Origin of the sequence: Mucilaginibacter pocheonensis (assembly GCF_031456535.1) — a bacterium.
Taxonomy (GTDB): domain Bacteria; phylum Bacteroidota; class Bacteroidia; order Sphingobacteriales; family Sphingobacteriaceae; genus Mucilaginibacter; species Mucilaginibacter pocheonensis.
In genome coordinates this window covers 730,139-747,045 of the sequence record NZ_JAVDUU010000004.1, presented here as the reverse complement: position 1 = coordinate 747,045, position 16,907 = coordinate 730,139, and the positions used below count along the sequence as shown (strand labels likewise).

The following is a 16,907-nucleotide window of genomic DNA, read 5'->3' as shown; positions in this document are numbered from 1 at the left end:
CATATGATAAAACTTTTACACCTTGTTTACTATGCAGTACAAAAAAATCAACAACCTGTTAGGCTGGTTTTGCCTCTTAATTGCCTTCACAACCTATGTTTTAACTTTAGAACCCTCCGTTAGTTTTTGGGATTGCGGGGAGTTTATATCTTGCGCCTACCGGCTGCAGGTATCGCACCAACCGGGTTACCCTTTGTTTGCCATGCTGGGCAAGGTGTTTTCGCTGTTGTCTCTGGGCGATAACACCAAAGTGCCTTACTTTACCAATATGGGTTCGGCGCTGGCAAGCGGGGCTACGGTCATGTTCCTGTTTTGGACAATAACCGCCCTGGCCAAAAAACTGATCATTGCAAAAGATGGAAATGCTACGGCTCCGCAAACAATCCTGATCATGGGAGCGGGGATGGTTGGGGCACTGGCCTTTGCTTATACTGATACTTTTTGGTTCTCGGCGGTGGAAACCATTGTATTTGCCCTGTCTTCATTGTGTACAGCAGTGGTATTTTGGGCCATTTTAAAATGGGAAGCCCATGCCGATGAGCCCGGCGCTGATAAGTGGATCGTACTTATCGCTTACATTATGGGCTTATCCATAGGGATACACCTGCTAAACCTGTTGACTATACCTGCACTTACCATGGTTTACTATCTGCGCAGATATAAAAAGCCGACAGTAAAAAGTAGCATCCTGGTATTTTTGATCAGTATTGGCATATTGGGGTTGGTGCAATATGGTATCAGGGAGTACACCATAAAAATAGCCGCTTATTTCGATCTGTTTTTTGTAAATACCCTGGGCCTTGGTTTTGGTAGTGGCGTTATTTTCTTTGTCGTAGTCCTGGTATCTTTATTATCGGTAGGTATCATGTACAGTATCCGCAATAAAAAACCTGCATTAAATTTGGCGCTGGTATGCCTGGCGTTCATTTATTTTGGTTACGGATCGTTTGTTTATATCCCCATTCGCGCAACAGCCAATACCAATCTGAATAATTCGCACCCCGATAATGCTTTTACCCTGAATGATTATCTTAATCGCATACAGTACGGGGATAATCCTTTGCTTTATGGCCCTCACTTTGACGCTAAGGTTATTGACCAGAGCGAGGGCAGCACTTTATACCGTAAAGGCAGGAACAGGTATGAAGTATCCGGGAAAAAACAAAACTACGTGTTTGATCATAATACCATAATGCCCCGTATGCACAGTACCGAAGGCGATCAGGACTTTGCGCAGAATCTACAATTCTATAAACAATGGCTTCAATTCAAAGACGGGCAATCCCCAACTTTTGCCGACAATATGAAATGGATGCTCAGCTGGCAAATGTACCAGATGTACTGGCGCTACTTTTTGTGGAATTTTGTTGGGCGTTATAATGATGCCGACGGGCAAACAAGCTCCCTTGCCGTTGACGGTAACTGGACCTCGGGTATATTTGACAGCGTCAAACACCTGCCAAAATCAATTACTGCATCAAATACTTATACTCCTTTATACGCCTTGCCGCTAATTATTGGATTACTGGGCATGGGCTTCCATTTCAGGCGAAAAAAAGGGGATGCCGTGGTAATAGCTTTACTTTGGTTTTTTACAGGTTTGGCTATTGTATTATATGTTAATCAGGTTAATTTGCAACCCCGGGAGCGCGATTACTCCTATGTAGGGTCTTTTTATGCTTTCGCTATTTGGATAGGCCTTGGCGTGCTTGCTATTAATGACCTGGTGCAAAGACAAATAAATGCCCGCGGTGCTGCGCTTGCTTCGGTTATAGTTTGTTTGTTGCTGGCGCCTGTATTGCTGGCCAGGCAGGAGTGGGGCGGACATGATCGCTCAACCAAAATGACAGCTCATGATATGGCTTATAACTTTCTTATATCATGTCCTAAGAACGCTATACTGTTTACCTATGGCGACAATGATACCTACTCATTGTGGTATAACCAGGAAGTGGAGGGAGTGAGGCCCGATGTGAGGATAGTATGCAATAGTTTACTGGGTATGGATTGGTATATACGCCAGATGGGGAAGCCGATGAACCAATCGGCGCCGTTGCCGGTTACAATGCCCTTTGACAAATATAAAAAGGGGGTACGTGATGTAATTGCTTACAATGATGCAGGCATAACGGGTTCTGTTGACCTGAAAGATGTGTTTGATTTTATAACATCTGATGACAGCCGCACCAAAGTGCAGTATCAAAATGGAGAAACCATGAACTACCTGCCCACTAAAAACTTTAAAATGACTGTTGACCCCAATCAAGTGGTTAAGAACGGAGTAGTTACACCCGGGCAAAAAAATATGCTCACCACTACTATGGAATGGAAATACCCTGGCAACTATATGTTTAAGGATAATCTGGCTATAATGGACGTACTGGCACATAATAACTGGAAAAGGCCGGTTTGTTTTAGTTTGGGATTTAGCCCCAGTAGCATGGGCGGATTGCAGTCCTATATGTACAAGGAGGGTTTTATTTATCACCTGATACCGTTTAAGGCAGATACCTCGATAGAAAATCAGCTGGGTAAAGTAAATAGCCTGGTAATGTACAATAATGTAATGCACAAGTTTAAATATGGAAACTTTAAACACGCCAGATATCTTGATCCGATTTCAAGAGATGAATTTTATCCATTTATTGAAACTACTTTTCATGACCTGGCCCAGGGTCTGATCAAAGATGGAAGAAATGACCTTGCCCTAAACGCCTTGCACAAGTTTGACAAGGAAATGCCTAATATTAATCCCAATATTGACACAGCCCACCGCAAATTGCTTTTAGCACAGGTAGCCTATAAGCTGAATGATAAAGAATTGGCAAACCGTTATGTAACAGGCATAGGGAACTATCTTAATGATCAGCTCACTTACAACTATTTCTTATTGCAAAATAAACCCGAAGCGTTGGATGTTAATCAGTTACAATACCAGCTATATGTATTGAACGGCCTTGCTGATACTACGAAAAATTATCACGAAACAACATTACACAACCAATTTCAGGCTCAGCTTGATGATTATGGTAACAAGTTTGCAATGCTGTTAAACAGGCAATAGTATAAAAGAGAAGATGTTTAGCTGATATCAGATGAAAGCCTTTTGATTGAATACGGTGTTTTAAAACATCGTATTCAGTTTCTTCAGATCCTCGGGCACGTCAACTGCGTAGGTCTCCAGGTCAGTTTCGGCAACCTTAATGCGGTAACCGTTCTCTATCCAGCGTAGTTGTTCAAGACTTTCGGCTTTTTCAAGTGATGATACCGGTAGTTTGGTGATTTGTTGCAATACATCTGCACGGTAACCATAAATACCGATGTGTTTAAAAAAAGTATGAAACTCAAGCCAGTTTTCAGGTTCTTGTCCGCGGATGTGGGGAAGGGTTGAACGGGAAAAATAAACAGCTTCTGAAAGTTTGTTGATAACTACTTTGGGCGAATTGGCATTAAACAGTTCGTCCTCAGTTTTAATTCTTTTTATCAGGGTAGCTAATTGGGTCTCTCCGTCATTAAAGCAGGCGGTTAGTTTGGTGATTTGTTCGGGATCAATAAACGGTTCATCACCTTGTATGTTAATAATTACATCATATTCGGGATGAAGCCGGGCAACCTCGGCGCAGCGGTCGGTACCGCTTTGGTGTGTATCAGCTGTCATAACCGCTACACCGCCAAAATCTCGCGTGTGTTTAAATATACGGTCGTCATCTGTAGCTACAATAACCTCACTTAAGCTATTACATTTTTTAGCCTGTCCGTATACCCGTTGTATCATGCTCTTGCCTGCAATATCAACCAGGGGCTTGCCGGGGAACCGGGAAGATGCGTAACGGGCCGGGATTATACCGAGGATTTTCATTTTTTTGGTTATACGTTTTGCGTTTTACCTAATAAAACAATTAATGACCTGTTTGTAATATTCAAACTTAGTGGTTAAAACAACCCGTTAATTTCCCGCTCAATTAAGTTTACTATGGTGGCCATATCTTCAGTGTTATTGGCAAAGTCAAGATTGTCCTTATCCAGTATCAGTAGTTTACCAAGCTTGTAATTTTTTATCCATTTGTCATACTTATCGTTCAGTTTTGACAGGTAATCCAGGCGGATGCCAATCTCATATTCGCGCCCGCGGCGTTGAATATTATTAACCAGGGTTGGTACCGATGCTTTGAGGTAAACCAACAGATCGGGCGGTTTGATGAATTCGGTTATATTATCAAATATAGATTGGTAGTTTTCGTAATCGCGGGTGGTCATAAGGCCCATATCATGCAGGTTTTCGGCAAAAATATAGGCGTCCTCATAAATGGTACGGTCCTGCAAAATATTGCGCCCGCTTTTTTGGATGTCAATGATCTGGCGGTAGCGGGTATTCAGGAAATAAATCTGAAGGTTAAAGCTCCAGCGTTTCATGTCGCTGTAAAAATCTTCCAGGTAAGGGTTATTATCAACAGCTTCAAACAATGGGTCCCATCCATAGTTTCGGGCCAGCATTTCGGTGAGGGTAGTTTTGCCGGCACCTATGTTTCCTACAATAGCTATGTGCATGTGTTATTAAATTTGTCTGAATCAGAATTTTCCTAATTTACAGAATTGTCCGAATTTTAAAACTCTATTTCTGTAAATTCGACAATTATATAAATCCCAATTCAGACAAACTATCCACTAAAAGTTTCTGAAACCTATAATTTCTCTTACCTCTTTGATGGTTTTTTGAGCGCTTTCACGGGCCTTAGTAGCGCCGTAACGGGCAACCTGGCGTAAGTAAGGGGCATCGTTTGAAATTTCATTAATACGGTCGCGTATTGGTGCGGTAGCGATGATCATGTCTTCGGCCAGTTGTTTTTTCAGGTCGCCGTAACGTATTTTACAGGTATTGTACAGGTTATCAAAATGTTCTAAAGTATCGGCTGATGAAACTACTTTCATCAGGTCAAACAGGTTTTGGATCTCTGTGGGCTTCGCCTGGTTTTCAATAGTTGGACCGGCGTCAGTTACAGCGCGCATTACTTTCTTGCGGATAGCCTCAGGCGTATCGCTCAGGAAAATGGCATTGCCTTCGCCCTCTGATTTGCCCATTTTCCCCTTACCGTCAAGTCCCGGTATTTTTACCAGGTTCTCGCTAAAGTTAAAAGCATAAGGCTCTGGGAAGTAATCGTGGTTATAAAGCCTGTTGAAACGATTGCCGAAGGTACGGGACATTTCCAAATGTTGTTCCTGGTCTTTGCCTACCGGTACTTTAGTAGCACGGTGTATCAGTATATCAGCAGCCATTAAAACCGGGTAGGTAAGTAAACCCGCGTTTACATTATCAGGATGGGCACGTACTTTATCTTTAAATGAGGTGCTGCGTTCCAGTTCACCCATGTAGGCATTCATGTTAAGATACAAGTACAGTTCTGTTACCTCGGGCACGCTGCTTTGTACGTATATGGTTGCTTTCTCCGGATCGATCCCGGCCGCCAGATATTCTACCAATACCTGTTTTACGTTACCGTGCAGGTCGGCCGGAGTGGGGTGGGTGGTTAACGAATGGAGATCGGCTATAAAAAAGAAGCAATTATATTCATGCTGCATTTTTATAAAGTTTTGTAACGCGCCGTAATAATTTCCTAAATGCAGGTTCCCGGTTGAACGGATACCACTAACAACAGTTTCCATAGGGGGCGAAAATAAGTAATTTTTCTATTTATGATCTTGACGGAAATCACAATAATAAAAGTATTTACCTGCTTGGGGCAATAATAAACCCAAAACGGGTAATATTAAAAGTAAGCTAACAATTATTAAAACGATAAATTATTCATCAGGAACTGTAGTGTCCGGATGAGTTTATAATGTTATGAAACAGCAACTTGTATAGTTGGCTTAACCGGCCATACTTTAGCTTGCGCTTAAGTGAGTATTTTTTCTAATTTTGGTCGCCATGAAGTTGATATTAAAAAGAATACACACTTATTTTTACAGGTATAGTGTCGCGTTCTTTTTTATACTTTGCTGGCCGGTATTATACCTGCTTGGTAAAAAGCCAGAATATTACAAATACATCAATATATTCAGGCGGGCTATCGCTTTTATAAGTTCTGCATGTTCGGGCATATTTTACCGGGCAACATTTGAAGAACCTATTGATTGGAGCCGTACGTATGTAATATGCCCTAATCACACCTCAAACTTGGATGTATCTGCTATAAGCATACATTTACATAATAATCACTGCTTTATGGGTAAGGCAGAACTGCTGGATAATTATATACTGGGCTTCTTTTTTAAAACTATTGATATTACAGTTAACCGCGAAAGCAAAATGTCGTCATTCCGGGCGTTCAAAATCGCGGCCGAAAAGCTAAAGGATAATGTAAGTGTGATAATATTTCCCGAAGCTACTATTCCTGACGTATACCCACCAGCTTTGCATTCATTTAAGAACGGCCCTTTCAGGCTCGCCATTGAAATGAAGGTGCCCATAATTCCGGTTACATCATTGGATACCTGGAAGGTACTTTGGGATACTGGCCTGGAGTATGGCAGCAGACCCGGAATTTGTGATATATTTGTACATAAACCCATTGAAACGGCTCATTTAACTTTAAATGATGCCGACGCCCTGCGCGATGAGGTTCACGCGATTATTAAACAAAAATTGCAACAGAAATGACCATAGATAAAGAAACAGTTGAAAAGGTTGCCCATTTGGCCCGTTTGGAACTTAACGAAACGGAAAAACAGGAAATGATCAAAGATATGAGCAAGATCCTTGATTTTATGGCTAAACTAAATGAACTGGATACTTCGGGCATTGAACCTTTGGTTTACATGACCGATGATGCAAATGTATTACGTGATGATGAGGTAAAACAAAAAATAACCCATGAACAGGCATTGCAAAACGCCCCTAAGCATGACGACGATTATTTTTTGGTGGCCAAGGTGATTGAAAAGTAATTCAAAAAAAGAAATTTAAAAGTTCGAAGCGTTTTTAACACTTCGGATGTTTTGAGTTTTTTATTTTGAATATTTGTAACATTCCGGTGCGCAATATAGTCCAAATAAAAAATATATATGGAGCCATTAAATACTGCTAAACCATTAATAACCATTAAAGATATAGGTCGTAAGTACGTAATTGGCTCCGAAGTGATCCACGCGCTCAAATCGGTTTCGCTAACCATCAATAAGGGTGAATTTGTAGCATTAATGGGGCCTTCAGGTTCGGGCAAGTCAACACTCATGAATATATTGGGCTGCCTTGATACCCCAAGCAAAGGCGAATATATATTAAATGGCATAAACGTAAGCCACATGACCGATAACGAACTGGCCGAAGTGCGTAATTCCGAGATCGGTTTCGTTTTTCAAACATTTAACCTGCTGCCGCGAAACACGGCACTTGATAATGTTGCCCTACCTTTAATTTATGCAGGTATCAATAAAGAAACCCGTTTGCAAAGGGCCACAAACGCCCTCAAAAACGTTGGGTTGGGCAATCGTATTGATCATAAGCCCAATGAGCTATCAGGCGGTCAGCGCCAGCGTGTAGCTGTAGCGCGTGCACTCATCAATGACCCGTCTATAATTTTAGCCGATGAGCCTACCGGTAACCTGGATACCAAAACATCCATTGAAATAATGGGGCTTATAGAAGATATTCATGCAAAAGGCAATACCATTATTTTAGTAACTCACGAAGAAGATATAGCCAAACATGCCCACCGCATAGTACGTATGCGCGATGGCCTGATTGAAAACGATCATATCAACACCGAAATTCAAACCGTAAGCCGCCGGGTTGAGGCTTGAGAGGTATAAGATCAAGGATTCTGCGATCATTCGCCTTAATAATAACCGTCCGTTATTGATATAGCTTTTGGCTACAGCATTGCGGATCAGGGGCCGTTTTTTATGCTGCTTTAACAGTTTGGCAGTACATCCATCAAAATATAGTAAGCTGTGTTCGGTGGCATGCTAGTCCCAATTCTATTTTATCCGGTTATAATGAGGCTGCTTTGTTAAATTATTAAACTGATTGAAAGGAAGATGAAACGCTTTATACTTTTTATATTAACGATTATAGCATCCGCTCCGTTGTTTGCTCAAGTAGCGAATATTACTCAGCCGGAACCTATTGATTGGCCTGTACACAAAGCAAACATAGGCAAAGTTGTGTTTTTAGCCGATACCATCTCGTTGAGCCGACTTAAACAAGCTGATTTTTTAAATCGGTTTGAAGCAAAAGCTCAAAATAATCTTTATATGAAGATACTGATGGGGAACTCTTTAACCAATTTTCAGCATCAGTTGCAGCCGGGCTTAACTGTTGAGGATCTGAACAAAGGGAACTTTCAATTTTCTTTTTATGTGGATGGTAAGCTGGTATACCAGGAAAATTTGAGTAAGGGAGCCAATTACCCGGTTACTAAAAATATAAAAACAACTATCAGCGTCCCGCTGATCAGTAACCGGGGCGAAGATTCGTGGGGACGGTCGCTTTGGGTTCGGTTTATGTATAAGGGTGGTGAGGACGCCTTAACCACTGGCGAGCATTCTCTGAAAATTGAAGTAAGGCCTTATGTAGACATCCCCGTTTTAAAAGTTGGAGTGTTAATAGCACAGGGCGAACTCCAATTTATCGTTCCCCCGGCTAATGCAAAAGATATTGCCATACAGAATATTAAGCCTAACAGCGGCTGGCTGGTTTCCGGCGAATCGTTCGATAAAAAGAAAATCATGGAAATGAATGGTTTGATAGCACAAAACAGGTTCAAAAATATAACCAGTGTTATTGTGATCAGGAACGGTAAATTGCTTATTGAAGAATACTTTAACGGCAGCGGACGCGATTCCTTGCATAACCCGCGTTCGGTAGGGAAAACATTCGCATCGGCTATGATGGGAATAGCCATTCATGACGGGTTCATTAAAAATGAAAGCCAAACGTTGAGCGACTTTTATGACCTCAAAAAATTCAATAATTATTCGCCGCGAAAAGAAAATATAACACTAAAAAGCCTGCTTACTATGAGCTCCATATTTGATGCTGATGATAATGACAGCAATTCGGCAGGCAACGAGGAAAATATGTATCCTACAGATAACTGGGTAAAGTTTGCACTTGATCTGCCTGTAGACAGTTCCAAAACAGCTGGTAAACAGTGGCATTATTTTACATCAGGTGTTGTTGTTTTAGGTGATATCCTCAACAAATCCGTTCCGGGAGGATTGGAGAAATATACAGATGAAAAGCTGTTTAAACCTTTGGGCATTACAATTTATCAATGGCAATACACTCCACAGCATGTTCCAAGCACTGCAGGCGGCCTTCAAATGCGTTCATTGGATTATGCCAAATTTGGTCAGTTATATAAAAACGGCGGAATCTGGAATAACAAACAGATTATCCCTCAAAGCTGGGTAAAACAATCGTTTACCAGGCACCTTGCATTGCCCAAAGACGTAGTAGGTGAGGGATTTTACGGTTACTTGTTCTGGAATAAAACCTACCTGGTAAACAATAAACCTTATGAAACATTTTATTGCTCGGGCAATGGGGGCAATAAGATATTTGTTTTTAAAGATGAGCCGCTGGTGGTTATTATTACTGCTACCGCTTATAATACCCCATACGCCCATCCGCAGGTTGATAAAATGATGCAGAAGTACATTTTACCAGCTGTATTAAAATAAAATACATATCGTCATGGGTAAATATGTGCACTTAGTATCTGTACGGCTCCATCTTACCGCATGAACAGGCGCAATTTGCGTCGGTAATTCCCATTTTCTTTAAAAAGAACTGGTAAAAGCCAATGCGGTCATTCATATTGTACATATTATCACCTTTATTGCATTCTACCTCGCCATTTATAATATTTACGGTCATACCAAAGCCTGGGGTGCGGCCTTTGGCCTTATCAATGGCATTGGGCTGCCATTTACCCGTCATTACATCATGTGCCGATGGTTTATGCGTTTCGGGGGTCATCCAAAAATAAATGGCTGCTTTAAAAGCAACTACCGGGTCGGTTTCAACCAGGTCAGGGTTGTTCAGCAATATCTTAGGATCACCAAAAATACAATTCGAGGCCAGGCCATAATTGCCGTTGTAGCTTAATTGCATAGGGCCCCTGCCATAGTATTTCTTGCCGGCTACCGGTGGGTATTCATCGCTTTCGGCAATGTAAGGCAACGCTGTATTACTTTCGTGTATCAGCATCAGGCCGTCAGTATAGGTAGCATTTACCCCATGCCGGGTTTCATGCGCTATATGTGCGAAAAAGGCTGCCAGCTCCTTTTTGTTAACAGTAACATCAAACTGCGTACAAAAGTTGCCATAGTCAACCGCAAAGGTGCTGTCCGGCTTTTTTTTGGCCCATTCTTCGTTCCAGTCACCATCCTGACGTACAATTGCCGATTTTCCTGTTTTTTTATCAGTTCGTATATATTGATAAACCGACAGGGCACGCCGGGTCACTTTTAACTTTATTTGCCCAAGCTCGTCGGCAGCTTTAACAAAAGCGGCATAAGTGTAAAACTTATCGCGTTGCGGGAAAAGGTCATTAAATTGTTGCTCGCTTAACAAGCTTGATACCGATGCGGCCTTTTGCGGCGTTGTTGTTTTACCGGCAGATTTGGAGCTGTTGCTGTTGCCACAACTAAAAGCTGAAATTATCACTGCCGAAAAAATCACAATCATTAACTTAGTTGATAATATGATCGATTTCATAGTTTTACTGATAACAAATTTTACAAGATTATAAATGCAAGTTTAAGCCTATCATTTAAAAAATTACACTTCATTAGCAAAAAGTGTACTATAAGTGTTAACGGACTAAATTATACACACGTATATACAATATAAAGGATATTTGCAGCAGCTATAAAAAATATGAAGATATATACTAAAACCGGAGATAAAGGGTTTACATCATTAATAGGAGGCACCCGGGTTGCCAAGCATCATTTGCGCATTGAAAGTTATGGTACCGTTGATGAACTTAATTCCTATATCGGCTTGATATGCGATCAGGATATCAATGGGCATGATAAGGAAATATTGAAGCAGATACAGGACAGGTTGTTCACTATTGGCTCCTCATTAGCTGCCGACCCGGAAAAATCAAAAATGGCTATCCCTGATCTACATATGACCGATGTTGAATTACTTGAACGCGAAATGGATGCTATGAACGAACAATTGCCGGAATTGCGTCATTTTATTTTGCCGGGTGGAAATAATGCCATTTCGTTTTGCCATATTGCAAGATGTATTTGCCGCAGGGCCGAACGGATTACTGTTCATTTGGCAACTGAAAGCCATGTTGATGAAAAAGTGAATATTTATCTGAACAGGTTGAGCGATTACCTGTTCACTTTAGCACGTAAAATTGCAAATGAGCATAAAATACCTGAAAATCAATGGTTACCACGTATTTGAAAATGTGAAAAAAAATGTTGATATTCCATTTGAAAATATTATACTTTTGCGAAAAAGTTTAACTTACTGAAATAAATATAAATAGAGAAACATGTATTGGACACTTGAACTTGCATCTCACCTTGAAGATGCGCCCTGGCCCGCAACAAAGGATGAATTAATTGATTATGCTATCCGCTCAGGAGCTCCTGTTGAGGTTATAGAAAACCTGCAGGCGTTAGAGGACGATGGTGAACCTTATGAAAATATTGAAGAAATATGGCCGGATTACCCGACTAAAGATGATTTCTTTTTTAACGAAGATGAATATTAGCGACATTTAAAACCCTTGAAAAAGGGTTTTTTTATTTGGCATTATCTTTTGGAATGATTTTAGTAATAACCTTGAATATTTTATCACTTAAAAACATATCAAAATGAGAGGCTTATTGTACATCATCGCAGTTATCCTGGTAATAGGATGGATCTTTGGCTTTTTCTTTGGCCATGCTGGCGGACTTATCCATATTTTATTGGTTATAGCCATTATTTCTATACTTTTAGGAGTTATCAGAAGAGCATGAGTTTTCTGATGCAGGATCAAAACTTAAAGCCATTAGTATTACGCTAATGGCTTTAAGTTTAACAGCAGTTCTGCAATAGCAATGTCTTCCGGAAAAGTGATCTTAATGTTTTGATGATCGCCTTCGGTAAGGTGTATTTCGATGCCATATTGTTCAACTACGCTGGCATCATCCGTAAATTTTGCATTATAAGGCTGCTCGTACGCTTTTCTTAACAGGCTGGCCTTAAAGGTTTGTGGTGTTTGCACCAGATATACCTGATCTCTTAATAAACTTACCGATGTATGATTAATTAGCTGCCTTACCGAATCACGGCTTTTAACAGCAGTAACGGCATTGCCATGTTTTTCGGCATGGTGGTATGATGTTTCAATAATGTGCTGGCTGGTAAGTGGTCTAACAGCGTCATGAACAGCAATTAACGAGTTGTTATCAGGTATTTGATCAAGCCCGTTTTTTACGGAGTGAAAACGTGTTTCGCCCCCCGCTACCAAAAGATGTGGAATATTAAACCCATGATCTGTGCACAGCTGTTGCCAGTAATTATGATAGCTGGCCGGCAAAACAAGTACAATATCCGGCATTACCGACGATTGTCTGAAAGCCTGAATTGTATACATTAAAACCGGCAGGCCATTAAGTAATAAAAACTGTTTGGGAACAGCCGATTGCATTCTGGCGCCCGAACCTCCTGCTACAATTATTGCATAGTATTTCATTTAGATGTGAGAGCTTCTGAACGGTTCAGCATGGTTTATTACTTAATTATTGTCAAATCTAAAGCAAAAAAAATGAGATACAAGAAAAGTCTCATATCTCATATCTAATATTTTGAACCTGATTTTAGATGATCAGCATGGCATCGCCATAGCTGTAAAAACGATATTTTTCTTTCACGGCAACTTCATATGCATTCATTACATTCTCATAACCCCCAAAAGCGCACACCATCATTAATAAGGTGGATTCAGGTGTGTGGAAATTAGTGATCATGGTATTTGCAATGCTGAAATCATACGGCGGGAAAATGAACTTGCTTGTCCAGTCGTTAGCTGGTTTAAGCGTTTTATTTGCAGACACTGCCGATTCAATGGCGCGCATAGAAGTAGTACCCACAGCACAGATACGTTTTTTACGCTCAATGCCTCTATTTACAATATCGGCTTGCTTTTGCTCGATAATGAACTGTTCAGAATCCATTTTATGCTTGGTAAGGTCTTCAACCTCAACCGGGCGAAATGTGCCTAAACCAACATGTAGTGTAACTTCGGCAAATTCAACGCCTTTAAGTTCAAGGCGTTTCATGAGTTCGCGGCTAAAATGTAAACCCGCGGTAGGGGCAGCAACCGCACCTTCGTGCTTGGCAAAAATAGTTTGGTAGCGTTCTTTATCTTCGGCAGTAGCTTTGCGTTTTATGTATTTGGGCAGCGGAGTTTCGCCTAATATTTCTACGTTTCTGCGGAATTCCTCGTCAGTACCATCGAATAAAAAGCGGATAGTACGGCCGCGTGAGGTGGTGTTATCAACAACCTCGGCAATTAAAAGGTCGTCATCGCCAAAATATAATTTGTTACCTACACGTATTTTACGAGCCGGGTCAACCAATACATCCCATAAGCGCAGTTCTTTATTTAACTCACGCAATAAAAACACTTCAATGGTGGCGCCTGTTTTTTCTTTATTTCCATACAAACGGGCCGGGAATACTTTGGTATTGTTCAGGATCATAACATCCTGATCGTCAAAATAATCCAACACATCTTTAAATATTTTATGTTCAATTTTGCCTGAATCTTTATGTAAAACCATTAGGCGTGCTTCGTCACGCGTAGATGATGGATTATGTGCTACTAATGATTCGGGTAAATTGAATTTGAATTGAGATAATTTCATGCTTGTATATATGAATTTTCAGGGCGCAAATGTATTAATTTTTTTTGTTAATTTCACCGATTTTTTTATGTGTCACTTCATTTTGGCAATACAGCGTTAAATCAAAAAATAATGTAACTTAACAGCTGTAATATCGTCTAAAAAACAAAACATTCAATACCTGACCTGTATAATAAAAAATATCATTGTTGTTTCATGTTTTTAATCAGGGCAATAGAATGATTAACCATTGAGATCAAAATAAGTTGTATGCTATTTTTAAAACTTTTCAGGGAAAGCTTTCTGTTTGCTTATGATGCTTTAAGGCAAAACAAACTGCGAACCATGCTTTCATTGCTTGGGGTAACTATCGGTATATTTACGATCATAGCGGTACGGTCGGCAGTTGATACACTGCGCAACAACCTCCAGAACAGCGTGAATAAGCTGGGCAACAACAGTGTTTATATTGAGAAATGGCCATGGGTTGGCAGCAATGATTTTCCGTGGTGGAAATACTTGCAAAGACCGGTATCTAAACTACGCGACTTTAATGAACTGACACGCCGCAGCCAAACCGCGGCGGCATTATCATATGAAATATCTATTGATAATCGCACTATTAAATATAAAAGCAATACCGTTGACGGTGCCCAGATAGATGCGGCGTCAAAAGACCATGATAAAACCTGGAACTTTGATTTTGCAAGCGGCAGGTATTTTACCGAAATGGAATCAAAAACGGGCGCGCCAATAACAAATATAGGTTATGACATTGCGCAAAACCTGTTTCCGGGCGGTGATGCACTTGGTAAACAGATCAAAGTGATGGGGCGTTATGTTACCGTAGTGGGTGTTTTTTCGAAACAAGGGAAGGATATGCTGGGCATATCAACTGATAAGGAGGTTTTATTACCACTTAATTTTGCCCATAACCTTATTGATATTCAAAATGAAAAATACCGGCCGTCTATTATTGTACGGGGAAAAGCAGGTATCCCAACCGATGATGTGGAGAGCGAGCTGCAGGGACTTATGCGTTCTATCAGGAGCTTGCGGCCAGGTGAGGAAGATAATTTTTCGCTTAACAGAACCACCATGCTTACCAATGCGCTTGACAGTTTGTTTAGCGTGGTAAATATAGCGGGTCTTATTATTGGTGGCTTTTCAGTTTTGGTGGGCGGGTTTGGTATTGCTAACATCATGTTTGTATCGGTAAAGGAACGTACCAACATCATAGGCATACAAAAATCATTAGGTGCTAAAAATTATTTCATTTTGCTGCAGTTCCTCATTGAATCAATGATACTTTGTTTGCTGGGTGGAATAATTGGTTTGCTGTTTGTTTATCTGGGCACATTTGTGGTAAAAGCCGCGGCCGATATACAAGTGGTGCTTGATTTGACAAATATTATAAAAGGAATTAGCACATCTTTGGCAATAGGTGTAATTTCGGGCATCATACCTGCCTATTTTGCTTCAAGGCTTGACCCCGTTGAGGCAATACGCACCAACTAAAATTAAAGCTGCACCAATTTTATAGACCATTTGCAGCAGTTGCTTACCCGGTTGCGTAATTAATGTTTTTTTGGCAATAATTCGTATTAAATACTTAGCAAAACTGCGGTAAATTAATAGATTTGCACGTGAAATTTTACAAACTGTAAAGGATCTTAGCGGTTATATAAACACAGATTTAATTACATTTGTTGCAGATACAATATTTTCTATGTCGGAAACAGCACAACTAAAAATTGGTGATAAAACATTTGACCTCCCGGTAATTGAGGGTACAGAAGGTGAAAAAGCTATTGATATTTCTAAACTCCGGGATCAAACCGGTTATGTAACTCTTGACATCGGCTATAAAAATACCGGGGCTACAAAAAGTGCTATTACTTTTTTAGATGGCGAAAAAGGGATTTTGAAATACCGCGGTTATCCGATTGAGCAGCTTGCCGAAAATTCGAGCTTTATTGAAGTAGCCTACTTGCTGATCTACGGCGAATTGCCGTCAACGGAGCAATTGACCGCTTTTCAGTACGAGTTAAGTCGCCATACGCTGGTTCATGAGGATATGAAGAAGTTTTTTGATGGTTTCCCGTCAAAATCACATCCTATGGGCCAGTTGTCATCACTGGTTTCTGCTTTATCTGCATTTTATCCCGAATCATTAAAACCGGCACAAACTACCGATGAGCTTAACCTGAGCATTATTAAAATGCTGGCAAAAATGGCTACGGTAGTATCATGGATCTACAAAAAATCATTGGGGCACCCGGTTATCTACCCCAAAAACAAATACGATTACGTTACCAATTTCATGTACATGACCTTTGGTCAGCGTACAGAAGATATTGTAATAGACCCGGTTGTAGTAAGCGCAATGAATAAGCTGCTGATATTACATGCCGATCATGAGCAAAATTGCTCAACTTCAACTGTACGTATCGTAGGCTCTTCTGAATCAAATATATATGCTTCCGTGTCGGCTGGTATATCAGCCTTGTGGGGCCCGCTGCATGGCGGTGCAAACCAGGCGGTGATTGAAATGCTGGAGAAGATCAAGAATGATGGCGGCGATACCGATAAATGGATAGCTAAAGCAAAAGATAAAAATGATCCTTTCCGCTTGATGGGATTTGGTCACCGTGTATATAAAAATTTTGATCCCCGCGCCAAGATCATTAAAAAGGCCTGCGATGATATATTGGAAAAGCTTGGCATTAACGATGAAGTGCTGGAAATAGCCAAAAAACTGGAAGAAGTAGCGCTGAAAGATCCTTACTTTGTTGAGCGTAAGTTATACCCTAATGTTGATTTTTACTCAGGTATTATTTACCGGGCACTGGGTTTCCCTACTGATATGTTTACCGTATTGTTCGCTCTGGGCCGTTTACCGGGTTGGATTGCGCAATGGAAAGAAATGAAAGAGAACAAAGAACCTATTGGCCGTCCGCGCCAGATATATACCGGCGCTACCAGTAAAGAATACATTGATATAAATAACAGATAATAGTTCAAAGTCCATAGCCGAT

At 40.6% G+C, this 16,907-nt stretch carries 16 protein-coding genes; 10 read left to right on the top strand and 6 right to left on the bottom strand.

Going from position 1 to position 16,907, the window contains the following annotated elements; translation table 11 throughout:
* The first annotated feature begins 31 nt into the window (after positions 1–31).
* Positions 32–3,064 carry a glycosyltransferase family 117 protein gene (locus J2W55_RS21350; RefSeq protein WP_310100856.1) on the top strand — a complete coding sequence of 1,011 codons (3,033 nt, stop codon included), beginning with the start codon at positions 32–34 and terminating at the stop codon, positions 3,062–3,064.
* 60 nt (positions 3,065–3,124) lie between these two features.
* Here the strand turns inward: J2W55_RS21350 and kdsB are convergent, their stop codons facing one another.
* The 3 genes from kdsB to trpS all read right to left on the bottom strand — a co-directional run bounded on the left by kdsB (position 3,125) and on the right by trpS (position 5,661).
* Entirely contained in the window at positions 3,125–3,859 is a 735-nt protein-coding gene (kdsB, locus tag J2W55_RS21345) for a 3-deoxy-manno-octulosonate cytidylyltransferase (RefSeq protein WP_310100853.1), read from the bottom strand.
* Positions 3,860–3,933: 74 nt separating this feature from the next.
* The gene (locus J2W55_RS21340; protein WP_310100850.1) at positions 3,934–4,548 is read right to left on the bottom strand and encodes a deoxynucleoside kinase; all 615 of its coding nucleotides are present in this window, start codon (positions 4,546–4,548) and stop codon (positions 3,934–3,936) included.
* A gap of 117 nt (positions 4,549–4,665) precedes the next feature.
* Entirely contained in the window at positions 4,666–5,661 is a 996-nt protein-coding gene (gene trpS, locus J2W55_RS21335; protein WP_310100848.1) for a tryptophan--tRNA ligase, read from the bottom strand.
* Between the two features lie 265 nt (positions 5,662–5,926).
* Here trpS and J2W55_RS21330 point away from each other — a divergent pair, with 265 nt between their 5' ends.
* From J2W55_RS21330 to J2W55_RS21315, 4 genes are all read left to right on the top strand, one after another.
* The gene (locus J2W55_RS21330) at positions 5,927–6,658 is read left to right on the top strand and encodes a lysophospholipid acyltransferase family protein (RefSeq protein WP_310100845.1); all 732 of its coding nucleotides are present in this window, start codon (positions 5,927–5,929) and stop codon (positions 6,656–6,658) included.
* Positions 6,655–6,945 (top strand): Asp-tRNA(Asn)/Glu-tRNA(Gln) amidotransferase subunit GatC, encoded by a 291-nt coding sequence (gatC, locus tag J2W55_RS21325; protein ID WP_310100841.1) that lies wholly within the window; start codon positions 6,655–6,657, stop codon positions 6,943–6,945. The genes J2W55_RS21330 and gatC overlap by 4 nt, the downstream gene beginning before the upstream one ends.
* 117 nt (positions 6,946–7,062) lie before the next feature.
* Positions 7,063–7,800: an ABC transporter ATP-binding protein gene (locus tag J2W55_RS21320; RefSeq protein WP_310100837.1), complete on the top strand. Its 738-nt coding sequence runs from the start codon at positions 7,063–7,065 to the stop codon at positions 7,798–7,800.
* Positions 7,801–8,037: 237 nt separating this feature from the next.
* The gene (locus J2W55_RS21315; protein WP_310100834.1) at positions 8,038–9,684 is read left to right on the top strand and encodes a serine hydrolase domain-containing protein; all 1,647 of its coding nucleotides are present in this window, start codon (positions 8,038–8,040) and stop codon (positions 9,682–9,684) included.
* A gap of 31 nt (positions 9,685–9,715) precedes the next feature.
* On the opposite strand, the gene J2W55_RS21310 is transcribed toward J2W55_RS21315, so the two are convergent.
* Complete coding sequence (locus J2W55_RS21310; protein ID WP_310100831.1) at positions 9,716–10,723, bottom strand: chitinase; 1,008 nt, start codon at positions 10,721–10,723, stop codon at positions 9,716–9,718.
* 162 nt (positions 10,724–10,885) lie between these two features.
* Between J2W55_RS21310 and J2W55_RS21305 the strand changes: the two genes are divergently transcribed.
* From J2W55_RS21305 to J2W55_RS21295, 3 genes are all read left to right on the top strand, one after another.
* Entirely contained in the window at positions 10,886–11,434 is a 549-nt protein-coding gene (locus J2W55_RS21305) for a cob(I)yrinic acid a,c-diamide adenosyltransferase (RefSeq protein ID WP_310100828.1), read from the top strand.
* A 91-nt stretch (positions 11,435–11,525) separates the two neighbouring features.
* Complete coding sequence (locus tag J2W55_RS21300) at positions 11,526–11,747, top strand: DUF2795 domain-containing protein (protein WP_002996718.1); 222 nt, start codon at positions 11,526–11,528, stop codon at positions 11,745–11,747.
* Between the two features lie 103 nt (positions 11,748–11,850).
* Positions 11,851–11,997 (top strand): lmo0937 family membrane protein, encoded by a 147-nt coding sequence (locus J2W55_RS21295; protein WP_310100668.1) that lies wholly within the window; start codon positions 11,851–11,853, stop codon positions 11,995–11,997.
* 38 nt (positions 11,998–12,035) lie between these two features.
* Here the strand turns inward: J2W55_RS21295 and J2W55_RS21290 are convergent, their stop codons facing one another.
* Both J2W55_RS21290 and queA read right to left on the bottom strand, forming a co-directional pair.
* Complete coding sequence (locus tag J2W55_RS21290; protein WP_310100667.1) at positions 12,036–12,716, bottom strand: 2-C-methyl-D-erythritol 4-phosphate cytidylyltransferase; 681 nt, start codon at positions 12,714–12,716, stop codon at positions 12,036–12,038.
* A 124-nt stretch (positions 12,717–12,840) separates the two neighbouring features.
* The gene (queA, locus tag J2W55_RS21285) at positions 12,841–13,890 is read right to left on the bottom strand and encodes a tRNA preQ1(34) S-adenosylmethionine ribosyltransferase-isomerase QueA (RefSeq protein ID WP_310100665.1); all 1,050 of its coding nucleotides are present in this window, start codon (positions 13,888–13,890) and stop codon (positions 12,841–12,843) included.
* A gap of 249 nt (positions 13,891–14,139) precedes the next feature.
* Between queA and J2W55_RS21280 the strand changes: the two genes are divergently transcribed.
* Both J2W55_RS21280 and J2W55_RS21275 read left to right on the top strand, forming a co-directional pair.
* The gene (locus tag J2W55_RS21280; protein WP_310100663.1) at positions 14,140–15,387 is read left to right on the top strand and encodes an ABC transporter permease; all 1,248 of its coding nucleotides are present in this window, start codon (positions 14,140–14,142) and stop codon (positions 15,385–15,387) included.
* 211 nt (positions 15,388–15,598) lie between these two features.
* Positions 15,599–16,885 (top strand): citrate synthase, encoded by a 1,287-nt coding sequence (locus J2W55_RS21275; protein WP_310100660.1) that lies wholly within the window; start codon positions 15,599–15,601, stop codon positions 16,883–16,885.
* Positions 16,886–16,907: the final 22 nt, after the last annotated feature.